This is a genomic window from Sphingobium sp. LMA1-1-1.1 (genome assembly GCF_040676365.1).
Lineage (GTDB): Bacteria > Pseudomonadota > Alphaproteobacteria > Sphingomonadales > Sphingomonadaceae > Sphingobium.
This window is the reverse complement of record NZ_JBEGHS010000045.1, coordinates 261,026-278,025: the sequence shown is the minus strand read 5'-3', so window position 1 is coordinate 278,025 and position 17,000 is coordinate 261,026. Positions and strand designations below refer to the sequence as shown.

General features: G+C 63.6%; 17 protein-coding genes. 13 read left to right on the top strand and 4 right to left on the bottom strand.

What is annotated here, in order from left to right:
• Window position 1 precedes the first annotated feature (1 nt).
• A complete protein-coding gene (locus tag MRBLMA1_RS18130) occupies window positions 2-514 on the top strand; it encodes a cytochrome b (protein WP_363738653.1) in 513 nt (170 codons plus the stop codon).
• A 56-nt stretch (window positions 515-570) separates the two neighbouring features.
• Here MRBLMA1_RS18130 and uvrB read toward each other — a convergent pair whose 3' ends face one another.
• A complete protein-coding gene (gene uvrB, locus MRBLMA1_RS18125; RefSeq protein WP_363738651.1) occupies window positions 571-2,754 on the bottom strand; it encodes an excinuclease ABC subunit UvrB in 2,184 nt (727 codons plus the stop codon).
• A 52-nt stretch (window positions 2,755-2,806) separates the two neighbouring features.
• Between uvrB and MRBLMA1_RS18120 the strand changes: the two genes are divergently transcribed.
• From MRBLMA1_RS18120 to MRBLMA1_RS18100, 5 genes are all read left to right on the top strand, one after another.
• A complete protein-coding gene (locus MRBLMA1_RS18120) occupies window positions 2,807-3,343 on the top strand; it encodes a DUF3617 domain-containing protein (protein WP_363738649.1) in 537 nt (178 codons plus the stop codon).
• Window positions 3,344-3,352: 9 nt separating this feature from the next.
• A complete protein-coding gene (locus MRBLMA1_RS18115; RefSeq protein ID WP_133652689.1) occupies window positions 3,353-3,628 on the top strand; it encodes an HNH endonuclease in 276 nt (91 codons plus the stop codon).
• Window positions 3,629-3,700: 72 nt separating this feature from the next.
• Window positions 3,701-4,210, top strand: coding sequence for a DUF3617 domain-containing protein (locus MRBLMA1_RS18110; protein WP_363738647.1), 510 nt, complete (start codon window positions 3,701-3,703; stop codon window positions 4,208-4,210).
• 211 nt (window positions 4,211-4,421) lie between these two features.
• A complete protein-coding gene (locus MRBLMA1_RS18105; RefSeq protein WP_363738645.1) occupies window positions 4,422-7,031 on the top strand; it encodes an EAL domain-containing protein in 2,610 nt (869 codons plus the stop codon).
• A gap of 93 nt (window positions 7,032-7,124) precedes the next feature.
• Window positions 7,125-7,865 carry a DUF72 domain-containing protein gene (locus MRBLMA1_RS18100; protein ID WP_363738643.1) on the top strand — a complete coding sequence of 247 codons (741 nt, stop codon included), beginning with the start codon at window positions 7,125-7,127 and terminating at the stop codon, window positions 7,863-7,865.
• A gap of 304 nt (window positions 7,866-8,169) precedes the next feature.
• Here the strand turns inward: MRBLMA1_RS18100 and MRBLMA1_RS18095 are convergent, their stop codons facing one another.
• A complete protein-coding gene (locus MRBLMA1_RS18095; RefSeq protein ID WP_133652685.1) occupies window positions 8,170-8,355 on the bottom strand; it encodes a PspC domain-containing protein in 186 nt (61 codons plus the stop codon).
• A gap of 426 nt (window positions 8,356-8,781) precedes the next feature.
• Between MRBLMA1_RS18095 and MRBLMA1_RS18090 the strand changes: the two genes are divergently transcribed.
• Window positions 8,782-9,174, top strand: coding sequence for a gamma-glutamylcyclotransferase family protein (locus MRBLMA1_RS18090; protein WP_414714778.1), 393 nt, complete (start codon window positions 8,782-8,784; stop codon window positions 9,172-9,174).
• Window positions 9,175-9,475: 301 nt separating this feature from the next.
• Here MRBLMA1_RS18090 and MRBLMA1_RS18085 read toward each other — a convergent pair whose 3' ends face one another.
• Together MRBLMA1_RS18085 and rpsU are read right to left on the bottom strand one after the other, a co-directional pair.
• A complete protein-coding gene (locus tag MRBLMA1_RS18085; RefSeq protein ID WP_133652683.1) occupies window positions 9,476-10,036 on the bottom strand; it encodes an FKBP-type peptidyl-prolyl cis-trans isomerase in 561 nt (186 codons plus the stop codon).
• Between the two features lie 83 nt (window positions 10,037-10,119).
• Window positions 10,120-10,326, bottom strand: coding sequence for a 30S ribosomal protein S21 (gene rpsU / locus MRBLMA1_RS18080; protein ID WP_004208618.1), 207 nt, complete (start codon window positions 10,324-10,326; stop codon window positions 10,120-10,122).
• Between the two features lie 224 nt (window positions 10,327-10,550).
• Here rpsU and MRBLMA1_RS18075 point away from each other — a divergent pair, with 224 nt between their 5' ends.
• The 6 genes from MRBLMA1_RS18075 (at window position 10,551) to MRBLMA1_RS18050 (ending at window position 16,969) form a co-directional block, all read left to right on the top strand.
• Complete coding sequence (locus MRBLMA1_RS18075; RefSeq protein ID WP_363738638.1) at window positions 10,551-11,321, top strand: class II aldolase/adducin family protein; 771 nt, start codon at window positions 10,551-10,553, stop codon at window positions 11,319-11,321.
• A 139-nt stretch (window positions 11,322-11,460) separates the two neighbouring features.
• Entirely contained in the window at window positions 11,461-13,329 is a 1,869-nt protein-coding gene (locus MRBLMA1_RS18070; protein ID WP_363738637.1) for a CHASE3 domain-containing protein, read from the top strand.
• A gap of 50 nt (window positions 13,330-13,379) precedes the next feature.
• Window positions 13,380-14,624 (top strand): putative DNA modification/repair radical SAM protein, encoded by a 1,245-nt coding sequence (locus tag MRBLMA1_RS18065; RefSeq protein ID WP_363738635.1) that lies wholly within the window; start codon window positions 13,380-13,382, stop codon window positions 14,622-14,624.
• A gap of 129 nt (window positions 14,625-14,753) precedes the next feature.
• Complete coding sequence (locus tag MRBLMA1_RS18060; RefSeq protein ID WP_363738955.1) at window positions 14,754-15,050, top strand: hypothetical protein; 297 nt, start codon at window positions 14,754-14,756, stop codon at window positions 15,048-15,050.
• Between the two features lie 53 nt (window positions 15,051-15,103).
• Window positions 15,104-15,568: a hemerythrin domain-containing protein gene (locus MRBLMA1_RS18055; RefSeq protein ID WP_363738633.1), complete on the top strand. Its 465-nt coding sequence runs from the start codon at window positions 15,104-15,106 to the stop codon at window positions 15,566-15,568.
• Between the two features lie 6 nt (window positions 15,569-15,574).
• Window positions 15,575-16,969 (top strand): UdgX family uracil-DNA binding protein, encoded by a 1,395-nt coding sequence (locus MRBLMA1_RS18050; protein ID WP_363738631.1) that lies wholly within the window; start codon window positions 15,575-15,577, stop codon window positions 16,967-16,969.
• The last annotated feature ends 31 nt before the right edge of the window (window positions 16,970-17,000 follow it).

Here is a 17,000-nt window from a genome sequence, read left to right as displayed (position 1 = left end):
GATGGATCGCTACAGTCCCGTTGCCCGCGCATTGCACTGGATCATGGCGATCCTCATCCTCTTCAACCTCTTCCTGGGTTTCGCGCATGATGCGCTGCCCAGGGAATGGAAAGTGATGCCCGTCCATAAATCGATCGGGCTGACGGTTCTCGCATTGACCGTCGCGCGCATATTGTGGCGCCTCACCCGCAGGTCGCCGCCGCTGCCCGCCGAAATGCCGGCGTGGGAGAAGGGAACCGCGCGCGTCACGCATTTCGCCTTTTACGCGTTCATGCTGATCGTGCCGTTGAGCGGATGGATCATGACCTCCGCCGGCGACCGACCCCTGAACTGGTTCTTCCTGTTCGACGTGCCGAAATTCGCGGTGGCGAAGGGCGACGCGATCGTCGGGATTTCAGGCGAGGCGCATGAGCTTCTGGCCTTTGCCTGGGCGGCACTGCTGATCCTGCATGTGCTGGCGGCCGTGCGCCATCATGTCATTTTGAAGGATGGCGTGCTGCGGCGGATGATCTGACCCCCTGATACCGCATTTCCCGCGCCGTTGGCCGTAAACGGTCAACTTGAAAAGCTCTAGCGTCCGAACTTCTTCTGCACCTTTCCATAGCGCAATTTGCGCGTTCCCGGCTTGCCCTCGGTGGCGCGTCCCCGAGGCGCGGCCACCTGCTGATCGGCGGGGAGGCCGAGCTCCTCCGCCTCCAGCTTGCGGATCTCGTCGCGGATACGCCCGGCCTCCTCGAATTCCAGGTCGGCCGCCGCGGCGCGCATCTTCTTTTCCAGATCCTCGATATAGGCGCGCAGATTGTGGCCGACGAGATGAGGGCGGTCCTCCAGCCCGGTATCCACCGTCACCTGATCCTTCGACGCGACATGGGCGATGATGTCGCCGATGTTGCGCTTGATCGTGGTCGGCGTGATGCCATGTTCCCGATTATAGGCCATCTGCTTCTCGCGACGGCGCGAGGTTTCGTTGAGCGCCCGCTCCATCGACCCTGTGACCCTGTCCGCATAAAGGATCACCCGCCCATCGACATTGCGCGCCGCACGCCCGATCGTCTGGATCAGCGAGGTTTCCGACCGCAGAAAGCCCTCCTTGTCGGCATCGAGGATCGCCACCAGGCCGCATTCGGGAATGTCCAGCCCCTCGCGCAGCAGGTTGATCCCCACCAGCACGTCATAGACGCCCAGTCGCAGGTCGCGGATCAGTTCGATGCGCTCCAGCGTCTCGACGTCGCTGTGCATGTAGCGGACCTTTATCCCCGCCTCGTGCATGAATTCGGTCAGGTCTTCGGCCATCCGCTTGGTGAGCGTCGTCACCAGCGTGCGATAGCCCCTCTTCGCCGTCTCCTTCGCCTCATGGATCAGGTCGTCCACCTGATCCTCCACCGGCTTGATTTCGACCGGCGGGTCGATGAGGCCGGTCGGGCGAATCACCTGTTCGGCGAAGGTGCCGCCGGTCTGCTCCATCTCCCACGAGCCTGGCGTTGCGGAGACGCTGACCGTCTGCGGCCGCATCGCGTCCCATTCGTTGAAGCGGAGCGGCCGGTTGTCGATGCAGCTCGGCAGGCGAAAGCCATATTCGGCCAGCGTGATCTTCCGCCGATGGTCGCCCCGTGCCATCGCCCCGATCTGGGGCACGGTCTGGTGGCTTTCGTCGACGAACAGCAGCGCGTTCTCCGGCAGATATTCGAACAGGGTCGGCGGCGGCTCGCCCGGCAGGCGGCCGGTCAGAAAGCGGGAATAATTCTCGATCCCCGCGCAGGAACCGGTGGCGGCGATCATCTCCAGATCGAAATGGGTCCGCTGCTCCAGCCGCTGCGCCTCCAGCAGCTTGCCCTCGGCCTGCAGTTCCTTCAGCCGCTCGGCAAGTTCGAAACGGATCGCCTCCATCGCCTGCTTGAGCGTCGGGCCCGGCGTGACGTGGTGCGAATTGGGGAAGACCTTCACATAATCGAGGCTGGCGACCTTCTTCCCCGTCAGCGGGTCGAATTCGACGATGTCCTCTATCTCATTGCCGAAGAAGCTGACGCGCCAGGCGGTATCCTCATAGTGCGACGGGAAAATTTCCAGATTGTCGCCCTTCACGCGAAAATTGCCGCGCGCGAAGGCCGCATCGTTGCGCTTGTACTGGAGCGCCACCAGCTTGCGGATGATCTCCCGCTGGTCCTCGATCTGGCCCTTCTTCATCGAAAAGGTCATGGCGGAATAGGTTTCGACCGAGCCGATGCCATAGAGGCAGGAGACCGACGCGACGATCAGCACATCGTCCCGCTCCAGCAGCGCGCGGGTCGCCGAATGGCGCATCCGGTCGATCGCCTCGTTCACGCTCGACTCCTTTTCGATATAGGTGTCGGAGCGCGGCACATAGGCTTCGGGCTGGTAATAGTCATAATAGCTGACGAAATATTCGACGGCATTGTCCGGGAAGAAGCTCTTGAACTCGCCATAAAGCTGCGCGGCCAGGATCTTGTTCGGCGCCAGCACCAGGGCGGGCCGCTGCAATGCCTCGATCACCTTCGCCATGGTGAAGGTCTTGCCCGATCCAGTCACGCCCAGCAGCACCTGGTCCTTCTCGCCCTGCAGCGCCGTTTCAACCAGTTCGGCTATGGCGGTCGGCTGGTCGCCCGACGGTTCATAATCGGAAACCAGCCTGAACGCCCGTCCGCCCTCGCTCTTTTCCGGGCGCGCGGGGCGGTGGGGGACGAAGCCTTCGCCAGTCTGGGGCTCGTCCAGCGTGGTGCGGATTTGAATTGTCATCGCCGCTTGATATGGTCCCGCCATCAGCGGGGTGCAACAGGGAGGATTTTCAATGCGTAAAACTGTGTGGTTCCTGATGGGAGCGGCCGCTCTGCTGTCGGCCTGCGGCGAGAAGAAGGCGAGCGAGCCGCAGACTCGCGAGGAGGTCCGCCAGGAGGTGCAGAAGGTTCAGCTCAAGCCCGGCCAGTGGGAGGGCAGCTATGAGCTGGAGGACATCGACATGCCGAACATGCCCGGCGGCGCCGACCAGATGAAAGAACAGATGAAGAAGATGATGAGCCGCACCTCGATCAAATATTGCGTCTCGCCGGAGGAAGCCGCCAATCCCAGCGGCAAGATGTTCTCAGGGCAGGAGAACAAGGACTGCACCTATAAGGGGTTCGACGCCAGCGGCGGGTCCGTGAAGGGGGAGATAAGCTGCAAGTCGCAGGGCGGCACGATGAACGCCGTCATGTCCGGCAACTATGCGCCCGAAAGCTATGAAATGAACATGGACATGAAGATGACCGGCGCACCCAACGGCATGAACATGAGCATGAAGGCCAAGACCAGCGGCAAATGGATCGGCGCGACCTGCTCAGCCAAATAAGAGCGGGACATGGGCGAGGCGCCTGCCTGCTGGTTGTGTGAGCGACCGCTGGGCAGGCGCGTCGAATGGCATCATCCCGTGCCCAGGAGCAAGGGCGGGCGGGACATGGTGCCCGTCCATCCGATCTGCCACCGCGCCATCCATGCGAATTTCGCCAATGCGGAACTGGCCCGCGCCTATTCCGACGCCGACGCGCTGCGCGCTCATCCCGCGATGACGCGCTTTCTGGCCTGGGTGGCGAACAAGCCACCCGATTTCCACGCCCCGACCCGCGCCAGACGATAGCAGATTCCTCTTGCGCTTTGCGCGGCTTGGCGCGAGCCTGCCCCGGTTCCAACAGAGAACAGGGGAGAGGATATGCAGAAATTCGCGCTGGCGGCCCTGCCGCTTGGGCTTGGGCTTGCTCTTGGCTTGGCCGCCTGTGGCAGCAAGCCGGAACCCGCGCCCGAAACGACCGAAGCGCCGATCGTCATGAAAGCGGGCGAATGGGCGCTGACGCGAAAGACGACCGGCTACAACACGCCCACGGTGACCCCCGCCGAATATCAGGCCGCATTGAAAGAGGTCAGCGAGGACAGGATATGCATCGCCGTCGATGCCGCCGGCGTGCCGGATGCCAATGCGCTCGCTGGAAATGAGGGCAAGGACTGCACCTACAAGGACAAGCTGCTCCGCAAGGGCCGCCTGATCGCGACGTTGAGCTGCACGTCCGGCAAGGGCACGTCCGAAGTGGCGCTGGAGGGCAATTTCACCGCCGACACGCTGACGCTGGGCAGCACCATGACGAAGACCGAAGGCGGCCAGCCGGTGCTGCGCACCACGCATGACGTCACGGGCAAGCGCGTCGGGGAATGCACCAAGGCGTGAGATGACAAAAAAAGCCGGAGCGCGCGACCTGCGTCAGCTTTGACGCGGCGCGCTCCATTGAAACCGGGCGCATTCCGGGCCTTGTCCGGCATGGCAAGCTGTCCGTGCGCCCTCTATTTCGACTGCGCGACAATGGCTGCCGGCAATCGACCATCGCTCACCCCGGCGGCGCGGTAAGTTTCTTTCAATCTCTTGCCGTTACGCGGCATATATGACTTCCATGCGGGCAAATCTGGCAGAATTGCATTCGCGGCGGCCCAATCTTGTCGCGGCGCTCGGCCTGGTGGAAAGCGATGTCTCCATCAATGCTTCCTGGATATCCGGCGCGTTCGTTCATATCGCGCGGATGTGGCCCCTCATCCTGCTGGGAAAGCTCTGCGTTACCGCCCTGCTGCACGTTCCCTTCTACCGGCAGGGCGATGCCGGCCACGCCGCCGCCATGGCGGCCATGCTGCTGATCGACGGCGTCGCCATTGTCGTGCCGCGCGGGGCGCAGTTCCAGCAGCTGCGGCCGCATCACCAGAAATGGCTGATGCTGCCCATGGTGCTGCTGTCGGGCCTGAGTTTCAGCCTGCTGCTGGGGCCCTCGCTGATCGTGGGAGAGCCTTCGCGCAATTTGACGGCGGAAATGGCGGTCGCACTGATGGCGGTGTCGATCTTCGGCGACCGGCGCCTGCTTGGCGCCAGCTATTTCTGCGGCTTGCTGATCGCCGCCATGCTGCACCGGAGCGAATTCATGCAGATCGGCTTGCTGATCAGCTGTATCGCGGTGATATTGGTAGCCGCGCTGCGCCAGGCGCAGGCCGACATGAACCGGGCCATCGCCGTCCACCAGCGCGACCTCAGGGCGCAGCGTTCCGACCGGCTGCTGCATGAATATGAACAATCGGGCCGCGGCTGGTTCTGGGAAACCGACCGCCATGGCTGCATCGCCTATATTTCCGACACATTGGCCCGGACGATCGGCCTGGGCAGCGATGCGCTGATCGGCCGCCCGATCACGGAGATCATTCGCCCCGGCGACCGGCAGGATGGCGATGGCGAGCGCACCCTGGGCTTCCACCTGTCGGCGCGGACGGGCTTTGCCGAAATCCCGGTGCGCGCCGCCATGGCGAAGGACGAGCGCTGGTGGTCGATTTCGGGCCAGCCCGTGTTCAACGAATTCGGTCAGTTCCACGGCTTCCGGGGCAGCGGCACCGACCTTACCGAAATGCGCCGCAGCCAGGCGGAGGTGACGCGGCTTGCGCAATATGACTCGCTGACCGGGCTCGCCAACCGGGTGCAGATGATGCGCTCTCTGGAGCAGGCGGTCGCGGGCAAGAAGGGGCAGCCGCGCGACTGCACGCTGATGATGCTGGACCTGGACAGGTTCAAGATCGTCAACGACACGCTGGGCCATCCGGCTGGCGACGCGCTGCTGCGCCAGGTCAGCGAACGCATCCAGCGCGTGGTCGGCAACAAGGGGCTGGTCGGCCGGCAGGGCGGCGACGAGTTCAAGATCCTGCTACCCGGCCGGTCCGACAAGATATCGCTGGACGATCTGGCGCGGGCGATCATCACCGACGTGTCCCAGCCTTACAAGGTGGAGGGAACGGCGGTCGTCATCGGCGTGTCGATCGGCATCTCCTTCTGCCCGCAGGATGGCGTGACGGCGGAAGAACTCATCCGCAATGCCGACCTCGCTCTCTATGCCGCCAAGGGCGACGGGCGCGGCATCCATCGCTTCTACTCCCCGGAAATGCACGCCGATGCGGAGGATCGCCGCCAGTTGGAGGAGGACCTGCGCAAGGCGCTGGTCGAAGATGCCCTGCACCTTGTCTACCAGCCTGTGGTCTCTTCCCGTACCGAGCAGATCACCGGCTATGAAGCGCTGCTGCGCTGGCACCATCCGGTGCGCGGCGCGATTTCCCCGGCCCTGTTCATCCCCATTGCGGAAGAAAGCGGCCTGATCGGCCCGATCGGCGAATGGGTGTTGCGCACCGCCTGCCGCGATGCGGCGCAATGGGCGGAGGACGTGCGGGTCGCGGTGAACGTCTCGCCCATCCAGTTCACCAATCAGGGCCTGCCCTCCATCGTCATGAATGCGCTGGCCGCTTCGGGCCTGGCGCCGGACCGGCTGGAGCTGGAGATCACCGAAAGCGTCTTCCTGAACGACGACGACGGCACCGACTCGATGTTTTCGCGGCTCAAGAGCATAGGCGTGCGACTGGCGCTCGACGATTTCGGCACGGGTTATTCCTCGCTCGGCTATCTCAAGAAAGCGCCGTTCGACAAGATCAAGATCGATCAGAGCTTCGTGCGCGGCGCGGCGATCAAGGGCAGCCCCAACAGCGCGATCATCAAGGCGATCGTCAGCCTGGCCGAAGCGCTGGGCATGGACACGACGGCCGAAGGCGCCGAAACGCAGGATGAGCTCGCGCTGATCCGCAATCTGGGGTGCAGCCATATCCAGGGCTATGTCTATGGTCGCCCGCTGCCGGCGGCGGACGTGCTGGTCCAGCAACACCGTCCTTGCGGCGTCGTATTGCCGCAGGGATTCCAGTTGAGCCGGCCGGAACGCCGGACCATGCTCCGCACGGTCGCCGTGCAGCATGAGGGCCATGTCTACGCTGGACGCATCCGCAACATTTCCGCCACGGGCGCGCAGTTGGAAGGCTTGTGGAACGTGCCGGAAGGCACGCGGTTCACGATCGATCTGGGCGACAATCAGACGGTCGACGCCATCGCGCGCTGGTCCCGCGAGGATCGGCTGGGCGTGGAATTTGTCCAGGCGATCAACCTGTCCCCACCGCGCGCCGCGCCGCGTTCCGCAGCGTCCTGAACGGCGAACGGCCAGCTTGTCCTGCAAGGGCAGCTTTTCCCTCTGGTCCTGATCCCCTTTGCCGATCAGGATGGCGGGAAAGGAGAGTCCGGGATGAGTGGAAAGATAAGGGTCGGGATCGGCGGCTGGATCTTTGAACCATGGCGCGGCACCTTCTATCCAGAAGGGCTGCGACAGAAGGACGAACTGGCCTATGTCGGCCAGCATCTGACCGCGACGGAAATCAACGCCACTTATTATAGCACGCAGAAACCGGCGACCTTTGCCGGTTGGGCAAAGGCCGTTCCCGATGGCTTCCAGTTCGCGGTCAAGGCCTCGCGTTTCTGCACCAATCGGCGCGTGCTGGCGGAAGCGGGCGAGTCCATCGCCAAATTCACGCAGCAGGGACTGGTCGAACTGGGCGATCGGCTGGGCCCCATCCTCTGGCAGTTCATGCCGACCAAGACATTCAATGCCGATGATTTCGCCGCTTTCCTGAAGTTGCTGCCGGACAGCATGGATGGCGTGCCGCTTCGCCACGCGCTGGAGGTACGGCATGAGAGTTTCGACGATCCGGCCTTTTTCGATCTGGCCAAAAGGGCGGGTGCAGCCGTGGTCCATGCCGACCATCCGGAATATCCTGCGCTGCAAGGCCATGATGTCGGCTTTTCCTATGCCCGGCTGATGCGCACGCGGGAGGAGGAACCGACCGGCTATTCTGCGTCCGAAATCCGGCGATGGGCAGACGAGGCGCGCGAACAGGCCGCAAGGGGCGATGTCTATGCCTTCTTCATCAGCGGGGCGAAGGTTCGGGCGCCCGCCGCGGCGCAGGCCATGATTGTGGCTTTGCAGTAACAACGACTGTTGCATTTGCTGCAACCGCGAAGTCGTCCTTTGCGATTGTTACATTATCCAGCGGGGCGCATAGGCCTGTTCGCCCTTGAGGCGATAAAGAATAATGATTTGCAGGACGAATGATATGCGACACACTGTTCAGGGCGTTGCCCTTATGGTTGCGGTCGGTGCACAGATGCTGACCTTCTATTCGGTGTTGTTTGCCTGAGCGCAACACGACCCGATCCAAGCAGTCCGTCATGGACGTAGAAAGAGCCGCCCTGGATATTACCATGGGCGGCTCTTTCATTATCGCTGGACTTGATCAGCCCTGCGCCAGCCAGCCGGCCAGCAGATAGGCGACGACGCCGACCGGACCCAGCGCGCACAGCGTCAGCAGCACGAGCGCGATCCGGATCAACGTAACATCCATGCCGGTGCGGTTGGAAAGCCCGGCACACACGCCCATGATCTTTCCATTGCGGCGGTCGAGGGTGAAGCTGTTGTTCATGAATCTGGCCTTTTTTTGAGCGATTTCCAAGCGATCGGCACCGATCGCTGATTAAGAAATTGCGGAAAACAAAGAATTGAGAGCGGCGATCTGATTCAATCAGATCGAAACCCGCTCAAGAGATGCGGCGGGATCAGGCGATCGGTGTGACCGGGACGGCGGCGCCGATGAACAGCGCGGAAACCAGCAGCGCGCCGGTAAGGGCGAAAGCGACATTTTGCAGCTTGGCGAACATGATATACTCCCTGACATGCGATGGGCCGAACCATCCGGCCTCGATGCCGGGAAGATTGCAGGAGCCGTGCCAATTCCCATTTCGGCCGCGATTTCCGGGGTTTTCGCCAGCCCACGCCTGATTTTTTGCGGGAAAATTTCCGTTATTTGGGTAAATTTCCTGCAAGTCAGGAATATTTGCGGGGTTTAGACCTGAACGAGACGCTCCTCTTTGTCTATGGCACGCTTCGACCGGGCTGCGACGATCCGATGGCGCGTTGGTTGCGCAACGCGGCCCGACATGTCGGGCCCGCGATCGCGCAGGGCCTGCTCTATCGCGTGGGGACCTATCCGGGCTTTGTGCCCGATGGATCCGGCGTGGTGACGGGCGACCTGTTCGCGCTTTCCGATCCGGAGCCGGTACTCGCCGCACTCGACGACTATGAGGAATGCGCCGCCCATTTTCCGCCGCCCCATGAATATCGGCGCGAACGACTGACCGTCCGCTGCGAACATGGGCAGGTCGAGGCATGGACCTATATCTACATGCCCGACAGCAGCGGGTTGAAGCGGATCAAGAGCGGTGATTTCCTCGCCCGGGAATAGGTGCGCCGGGCGCGGTCAGGGAAGGGCCGAACGAACCGGACGCCGGTAAGAAAACCAGCGTACCCGCCATCGCTGGAGCGTGGGGCGGAAAGGTCGGAACCGGCTTTCCGCTTGCAATGTGTGGTGCGCGCGGCCTGCGCCTGATCGGACCCGGCGCGCTCCAGGGCGGCGGCCTGGGCCGATCAGATCGGAACCAGGATTAGAGCGATTTCCAAGCGATCGGAACCGATCGCTGGTCAAGAAATCGCGGCAAACAAGGAATCCAGAGCGGCGATCTGATTCAATCAGATCGAAACCTGCTCTAGTGGGCGGGCATGCCCTGCGGCATGCCGCCCTGCTGCATCATCTGCTGCATGCGCATGATGTCCGCCTTGGACTTGAAGTCATGCAACTGGACATCGAAGACAAGCACCGAATTGGCCGGGATCGGGCCCGCCGCCTGCTCGCCATAGCCAAGCTGCGGCGGAATCCACAGGCGGTACTTGCCGCCCTTCTTCATCTTCTGCAGGCCTTCGGAAAAACCGGGGACCACGCCGTCCACCGGCATGGCGGTCTGCGGATTTTCGTCGAACACCGTGCCGTCGAGCAGCGTGCCCTTATAGCCCACCAGCGCCACGTCGGCCGGCGTGGGGCTGGGACCGCTGCCTTCTTCCAGCACCTTGTACTGCAGGCCCGATTCGGTCGTGACCACGCCGTCCGCGCCACGATTATGCGCCAGGAAGCTGGCTGGCGAAGCCTCCACGCCCCGCTGCCCCGCCCAAGCCAGGCCGCCGGCGGCAAGCGCCACCGCAGCGACACCGATCCAGAGCCGCGTCAGCGATCCCTTGGCGATAGGACGAAGGGGAACGGCTGTGGTCGACATGCGCTATGCCTCGCAAATTGGTGCGGGTGATCTGTCAGCAGAGGGAAGGGACGATCAGGCGACCGCCCCGATGACGACGGTCCTTACCGGACGCCGTCACGCTCGGCGCGCTTGCGCTCCAGCTTGCGGGCGCGGCGAACGGCGGCAGCCTTTTCGCGGGCGCGCTTTTCCGAGGGCTTCTCATAGTGACGGCGCAACTTCATCTCGCGATACACGCCCTCACGCTGCAGCTTCTTCTTGAGCGCGCGCAGGGCCTGGTCGACATTGTTGTCGCGAACGATGATTTGCATAAGCCAGTCAAACTCCAGTCGAAAAACAGACGGGCCGCCAGGAAACATAACCCTTCCCGACGGGCCACCCGAATGAAATAGCAGTGAGTCGCCGCAGGTCACCCTGCGCCGTGTGGGGCGCGCCCTACCAGCAGAGTCGCGCAAATTCAACCCAAAAGCCGTTTTTCTCGACAGCGCCGGAGGACTGGCGGATAGTCCCCCGATAAACAAGAAGGAGGATCGCCATGGCAACCATCGCCAGGAGCATGGGCAAACATCCCGACATGCCGGCCGCAGAATGGACCGCGCGCCAGCAACTCGCCGCCTGTTACCGCATTTTCGACCATCTGGGCTGGTCGGAACTGATCTACAACCACATCACCCTGCGCGTGCCGGGGGAAGAAAATGCCTTCCTCATCAATCCCTTCGGTCTGCTGTACAGCGAAGTGACCGCATCCAGCCTCGTCAAGATCGACATTGACGGCCATGTGCTGGACGGCAACCCCTATCCGGTAAACCGCGCCGGCTTTACCCAGCACAGCGTCTTCCACCGCCACCTGCCCGATGCGCATTGCATCGTCCATACCCACACCACCGCGGGCATGGCCGTCAGCGCGACGCGGGAGGGACTGACACCGACCAATTTCTATGCGGCGGCGTTCATCGGCCGAATCGCCTATCACGACTTCGAAGGCATCACGATCCGGCCGGAGGAAGGCGAGAGGCTGATCGCCCATCTGGGCGAGAGGCGCATCATGATGCTGCGCAACCATGGTACGCTGGTCATGGCCAAGTCCTTGCCGGAAGCCTTCCTGACCCAGTGGATGCTGCAACGCGCCTGCGAGGTCCAGGTCGCGACCGGCGCGGCCGGCACGCCGATGGACATCCCGGCGGAGGTCATCGCGGTGCATCAGCGCGACCTGAGCGGCGTGCAACTGCCGGCCGGCCCCGGCGTGCCGGATTTCGAGGCCATGGTGCGCAAGATCGACCGGATCGATCCAGGCTGGCGGGAGTAGAGCGGGAAGAGCCGGGGATCGGCGCGCTCGCGGCACTTTCCACAGGTGCTAAAGCGTCGATTTCCCTGCCATAATCCTTTTGGCTGGATATCCTTTCCCGGCTTGCCCCCCTCGCCTTTTTTCCGCATCTTCCGCCGCCATGCCCGCAATCCGCCCTGAACGATCGATCTTCCTGCTGCTGCTTGCCCTCCTTGTCGGTGCGCTCGCGGTAGGCAGCACCTATTGGATCTACGCGGTGCAGCAGCGGGTCAATATCTGGGTCCAGCACACATTGCGGATCGAGAACCAGCTCTCGACCCTGCTGCTTCACGCGCAGGAAGCGGAAAGCGCGCAGCGCGGTTTCATGCTGACGCGCAAGAAGTCCTTCCTTGGTCCCTATGAGAGTTTTCGCAGCGAATGGCGGCAGGAACTGGCCACGCTGCGCGTGGAGATGCGCGACAATAGGCTGCAGGCCCGATCGCTGGAGGAACTGGAGGAACTGCTCGACGACCGCCTGTTCCTGATGCGGGCGGGCATAGAGCGGCGACAGCGTGGGGAGGTGTTCGAGGCGGACGATTACGATGCGGGGATGATAACGATGACCCGCATCCGCGCATTGGTCGCGACGATGCGGGCGCGTGAGGCGCAATTGCTGAAGAACCGGACCGCCAACGACAATCGGCTGAGCACGATGGTTTCAGTCGGGCTCACGCTATCCGCCGTGCTGATCACCCTGTTGGGAGCGCTGGCGCTGCGCACCGCCTATCGCCGCGTGGCCGAAGCGACCGAAAGCCAGCAGGCGCTCGCTCACATCAACCAGCGCCTGATCGAAGAGGCGCAGGATCGCGAGGCGGCCGAAGGGCAGTTGCGCCAGATCCAGAAGATGGAATCGATCGGGCAACTGACCGGTGGCATCGCCCATGACTTCAACAATATGCTCGCCATCGTCATCGGCTCTCTCGACATCGCAAGGCGGCGGCTGACGCCGGATTCGGACCCCCGGATCATCAAAGGCATCGACAATGCGGCAGAGGGCGCCCAGCGCGCCGCCCAGCTCACCGCGCGCCTGCTCGCCTTCTCCCGCCAGCAGCCGCTGGATCCGCAGCCGATCGACGTGAACAAGCTGGTCGGCGGCATGTCGGAGCTGCTGCGCAGGACCATCGGCGAAGCCATTCGGGTGGAAACCGTGCTGGCCGGCGGGCTGTGGCGCGCCAGCATCGACGCCAGCCAGCTCGAAGCAGCCATCATCAACCTTTGCGTCAATTCGCGCGATGCCATGCCCATGGGTGGCAGGCTGACGATAGAGACGGCCAACGCGCATCTCGACGATGCCTATGCCGCGACCCACAGCGACGTCACCGCCGGCCAATATGTGATGGTATCCGTCAGCGACAGCGGCACCGGCATGCCGCCCGAGGTGGTGGAACGCGCCTTCGAACCCTTCTTCACGACCAAGGGGGTCGGCAAGGGCACCGGGCTCGGCCTCAGCCAGGTGTTCGGCTTCATCAAGCAGTCGCGCGGCCATGTGAAGATCTATTCCGAACCCGGCGAGGGCACGATCATCAAGATCTACCTGCCGCGATATTATGGGCCGGAGTCGGTCGGCGGGACCGTGACGGTGACGCCCGCCGAACTGCCCCGTGCCAAAGGGGAAGAGATCATCCTGGTCGTGGAGGATGAGGAGCGCGTCCGCCACATGTCGGTCGATTCGCTGCGCGAGCTGGGCTACACTATCGTCCAGGCTTCCGATGGGGAGCAGGCGCTGGAAATGCTGACGATCCAGCCGCGCATCGACATGCTGTTCACCGATGTCGTCATGCCCGGCATCAACGGGCGCATCCTGGCCGATCGCGCGCGGGAGAGCCATCCCGGCCTCAAGATCCTCTACACGACCGGCTATACCCGCAACGCCATCGTCCACAACGGCATGCTCGACCCCGGCGTCTCCTTTCTCGCCAAGCCCTTCACGCTAGACCAGCTGGCGGTGAAGGTCCGCCAGGTGCTGGATGCGGACTCCCCACCGGCCTGACTGATCGAGATTATGGACAGTGGGGGATAGGGAACATATGATGAACAATCATGACCGCCCTCTCCATCCGGCAAAAGCTGGAAATCCTTGCCGACGCCGCCAAATATGATGCGTCCTGCGCGTCGTCCGGGACGGCGAAACGGGACAGCGCATCGGGACGCAAGGGCGGCATCGGTTCGACCGAGGGCATGGGCATCTGCCATGCCTATGCGCCCGACGGCCGCTGCATTTCGCTGCTCAAGATCCTGCTGACCAACAGTTGCATCTTCGACTGTCACTATTGCATCAACCGCCGATCGAGCGATGTGCGGCGCGCCCGCTTCACCGTGAGGGAGGTGGTCGACCTGACGCTGAGCTTCTACCGCCGCAACTATATAGAGGGCCTGTTCCTCTCCTCCGGCATCATCCGTTCGTCCGATTATACGATGGAGCAGTTGGTGGCGGTCGCGCGCAGCCTGCGCGAAGAACATGATTTCCGCGGCTATATCCACCTCAAGACCATCCCCGACGCCGACCCCGAACTGGCCCGTCAGGCGGGCCTCCATGCCGACCGGCTGTCGATCAATGTCGAACTGCCCACCGAACAGGGCCTGCGCAGGCTGGCGCCGGAGAAGGACAAGGGGCAGATCGAAAGCGCCATGGCGGGGATGCGCGACGCCATTGAGGAAGGCGCCGACGCCAGCCGCCGCTACACCCATGCGCCGCGCTTCGCCCCGGCGGGCCAGTCGACCCAGATGATCGTCGGCGCGGACCAGGCGGACGACAGGGCCATCATCCAGCGGGCAAGTTCGCTCTACAGCCGGCACAAGCTGCGCCGCGTCTATTACAGTGCCTTCTCGCCCATCCCCTCGCCCAGCAGCGTGCTGCCGTTGAAGCGTCCGCCGCTGATGCGCGAACATCGGCTCTACCAATCCGACTGGATGATGCGCTTCTACGGCTATTCGGCGCAGGATCTGGAAAGCGCGACCGATCCCGCCACCGGCTGCCTGCCGCTCGACATCGATCCCAAGCTCGCCTGGGCGCTGCGCCATCGGGAGGTCTTTCCGGTCGACGTCAACCATGCCCCGCGCGACGCGTTGCTGCGGGTCCCGGGGCTGGGCGCGAAGGCGGTGGACCGGATCGTCGCGAGCCGACGCCACCGCCGGTTGCGGCTGGACGATGTCGCCCGCCTGACGCGGAGCATCGCCAAATTACGGCCCTTCCTGATCGCGGCCGACTGGCGGCCGGTCCAACTGGCCGATCGGCTCACCCTGCACGTGGCGCCGCCGCCGTCACAATATGAGCTTTTTGAATGAGTCGCCCTCATTTTGCCGTTGATCGGAAAGGCGGTTCATGTTTTTCTTGCCCGACGCAAGGAAAGGGCCGGATTTTTGGCGACGAAGTGGAACGATGGTATAACGCGCCGCACGGGCCATGCCCAGCGGATGAGTTCCCATCTCGCCGCTGCGCTTGTCATTTTCTGCCTGCTCCAGATTTTCATTGTCGCCAAAATGGGCGGATCGCTGCTGCTGCATCTGGGCATCATCGTGGCGATCGGCGGCTTTGCCGTTGCCGCGCGGGGGCTGGAGCGGCGCTGGGAGCTGCTGGATCGCAGTGGCCTGCCCGCGCACGGCCTGGATCTTCGCTTCCGCCGCGATCTGGTGCAGCTCTGGGCGGCCAGCATTGGCGGCGGCCTGCTCTGGATTCCTGTCGCGATCATCTTTCGCGCGCTGTTCGGCTGAACCCAAAGGCCGGCTCCATCGTTGTTCCTTCCGCAAGAGAAGGAGCATCCCCCATGGCCAACCGCAGCATTTTCGACCGATTGAAGCAGGATCATGACGCCCACCGGCAGCTGTTCGACAAGATGGCTGACGCGAAGGACGAGCCCGATCGGCTGGAAAAGCTGTTCGAACAGTTCAAGGTGGAAGTGACCGCCCATGCGGCGGCGGAGGAGGAAACGCTCTACGCCACCATGCTGGCGCGCCCCGACCTGCGCGAGGACGCGCAGCACAGCGTGTCGGAGCACAAGGAGATCGACGACTATCTGGAGGAGCTGGAAGAGCTGTCCTTCAACGGCGAGGAATGGAACCACGTCTTCGCCCAGCTCAAGAAGCGCTACCTCCACCATATCGAAGAGGAAGAGGAGGAGATGTTCCCCGACGCCGCCAAGGAACTGACCGCCGAGGAGGAGGCGAAGCTGGCGGCCCGGTTCGCCCAGCGCAAGCCGGCGGAATTGCAGCGCGCAGAGGCGAATGACTAAGGGGCGATGCATCGGGCGCGGCTGAACGGAGCGGATGATTTCGATGGTTGGCGCCAGGCCGCGCGCGCCTTTGCCCTTGCCGGCACGGAGCCGGCCGACATTGTCTGGCAAACGGGCGATGAAGGAGATCTGTTCGCGGCGGACGAACCCCCTCCAGCGACTGACGGCGCCATATTTTCCGTCCCTCGCGCCTTTGTCGAGCTGGCTGAAACGGCAATCCTGCACAGCGATCCGGAACGTTTTGCCCTGCTCTACGCCCTGCTCGTGCAATTGCGCGGGCGCCCCGCCAGTCTGGACGATCGCGCCGACCCGCTGGTCCGCCGGGTGGAGGCGCTGGCCAAGGCGGTCCGGCGCGACATGCACAAGATGCGCGCCTTCGTCCGCTTCCGCGAACTGGCCGATGCGGACGGCGCGCGCTTCATCGCCTGGTTCGAGCCGGAACATCATATCGTCCGCGCCAATGCGGGTTTTTTCGTGCGCCGCTTCGCCTCCATGCGCTGGTCGATCCTGACGCCGGAGATCAGCATCCATTGGGATGGCGAGACGTTGACCGAAGGGCCGGGCGCCACGCGCAACGATGCGCCCGCGCAAGATCCCGTCGAGGATATCTGGAAGGGCTATTATGCGTCGATCTTCAATCCGGCACGGCTCAAGGTCGGGGCGATGCTGTCCGAAATGCCCCGAAAATATTGGCGCAACCTGCCGGAAGCCGCGCTCATTCCCGAACTGGTGGCAGGTGCCCAGTCACGGGAGGCAGCCATGATCGCAACGCCGCCCAAACCCTCCACCCGGCAGGGAAATGCCGACGCGGCCTGGAGCGCGCTGCGCGAGGAGGCGATGGGTTGCACCCGCTGCCCGCTCTACCGCGACACGACCCAGACAGTGTTCGGGGAGGGACCAGTCGATGCCCCGCTGATGTTCATCGGAGAACAGCCGGGCGATCAGGAGGATCTGGCCGGACATCCCTTTGTCGGGCCGGCCGGGCAATTGTTCGACCACGCGCTGGAGGAGGCGGGGATCGACCGCAGGCGCGCCTACGTCACCAATGCCGTCAAGCATTTCAAGCATGAGCGACGGGGCAAGAGGCGCATCCACCAGACGCCGGAAACGCCCGAAATCCAGGCTTGCCGCTGGTGGCTGACGCAGGAGCTGGAGCTGGTCCGGCCACGGATCATCGTCGCCCTGGGCGCCACGGCGGGGCGCGCTCTGCTGGGGAAGGCCGTGACCATCAGCCGGGTCCGGGGCGCGCCCCTGGCTTTGGAGGGCGGCGCGCAGGGATGGATAACGGTTCATCCAAGCTATTTGCTGCGGGTACCGGACGCGGCACGCAAAGCCGAGGAGAGAAAGCGCTTCATTGCGGAATTGCGGGAGGTCGGCGCGCAGGTGAAGGCGCTTGCCTGAAAAAGACCCCGCCCCCGCGAAGGCAGGACGG

Bases quoted from the DNA above. Each gene is read 5' to 3' on its own strand.
- MRBLMA1_RS18070 (WP_363738637.1), top strand. From the start codon at position 11,461: ATGCCCGCAATCCGCCCTGAACGATCGATCTTCCTGCTGCTGCTTGCC.
- MRBLMA1_RS18115 (WP_133652689.1), top strand. From the start codon at position 3,353: ATGGGCGAGGCGCCTGCCTGCTGGTTGTGTGAGCGACCGCTGGGCAGG.
- MRBLMA1_RS18075 (WP_363738638.1), top strand. From the start codon at position 10,551: ATGGCAACCATCGCCAGGAGCATGGGCAAACATCCCGACATGCCGGCC.
- MRBLMA1_RS18095 (WP_133652685.1), bottom strand. From the start codon at position 8,355: ATGAACAACAGCTTCACCCTCGACCGCCGCAATGGAAAGATCATGGGC.
- MRBLMA1_RS18085 (WP_133652683.1), bottom strand. From the start codon at position 10,036: ATGTCGACCACAGCCGTTCCCCTTCGTCCTATCGCCAAGGGATCGCTG.
- MRBLMA1_RS18110 (WP_363738647.1), top strand. From the start codon at position 3,701: ATGCAGAAATTCGCGCTGGCGGCCCTGCCGCTTGGGCTTGGGCTTGCT.
- MRBLMA1_RS18055 (WP_363738633.1), top strand. From the start codon at position 15,104: ATGGCCAACCGCAGCATTTTCGACCGATTGAAGCAGGATCATGACGCC.
- MRBLMA1_RS18065 (WP_363738635.1), top strand. From the start codon at position 13,380: ATGACCGCCCTCTCCATCCGGCAAAAGCTGGAAATCCTTGCCGACGCC.
- MRBLMA1_RS18120 (WP_363738649.1), top strand. From the start codon at position 2,807: ATGCGTAAAACTGTGTGGTTCCTGATGGGAGCGGCCGCTCTGCTGTCG.
- MRBLMA1_RS18060 (WP_363738955.1), top strand. From the start codon at position 14,754: ATGAGTTCCCATCTCGCCGCTGCGCTTGTCATTTTCTGCCTGCTCCAG.
- MRBLMA1_RS18050 (WP_363738631.1), top strand. From the start codon at position 15,575: ATGCATCGGGCGCGGCTGAACGGAGCGGATGATTTCGATGGTTGGCGC.
- MRBLMA1_RS18100 (WP_363738643.1), top strand. From the start codon at position 7,125: ATGAGTGGAAAGATAAGGGTCGGGATCGGCGGCTGGATCTTTGAACCA.
- uvrB (WP_363738651.1), bottom strand. From the start codon at position 2,754: ATGACAATTCAAATCCGCACCACGCTGGACGAGCCCCAGACTGGCGAA.
- MRBLMA1_RS18105 (WP_363738645.1), top strand. From the start codon at position 4,422: ATGACTTCCATGCGGGCAAATCTGGCAGAATTGCATTCGCGGCGGCCC.
- rpsU (WP_004208618.1), bottom strand. From the start codon at position 10,326: ATGCAAATCATCGTTCGCGACAACAATGTCGACCAGGCCCTGCGCGCG.
- MRBLMA1_RS18130 (WP_363738653.1), top strand. From the start codon at position 2: ATGGATCGCTACAGTCCCGTTGCCCGCGCATTGCACTGGATCATGGCG.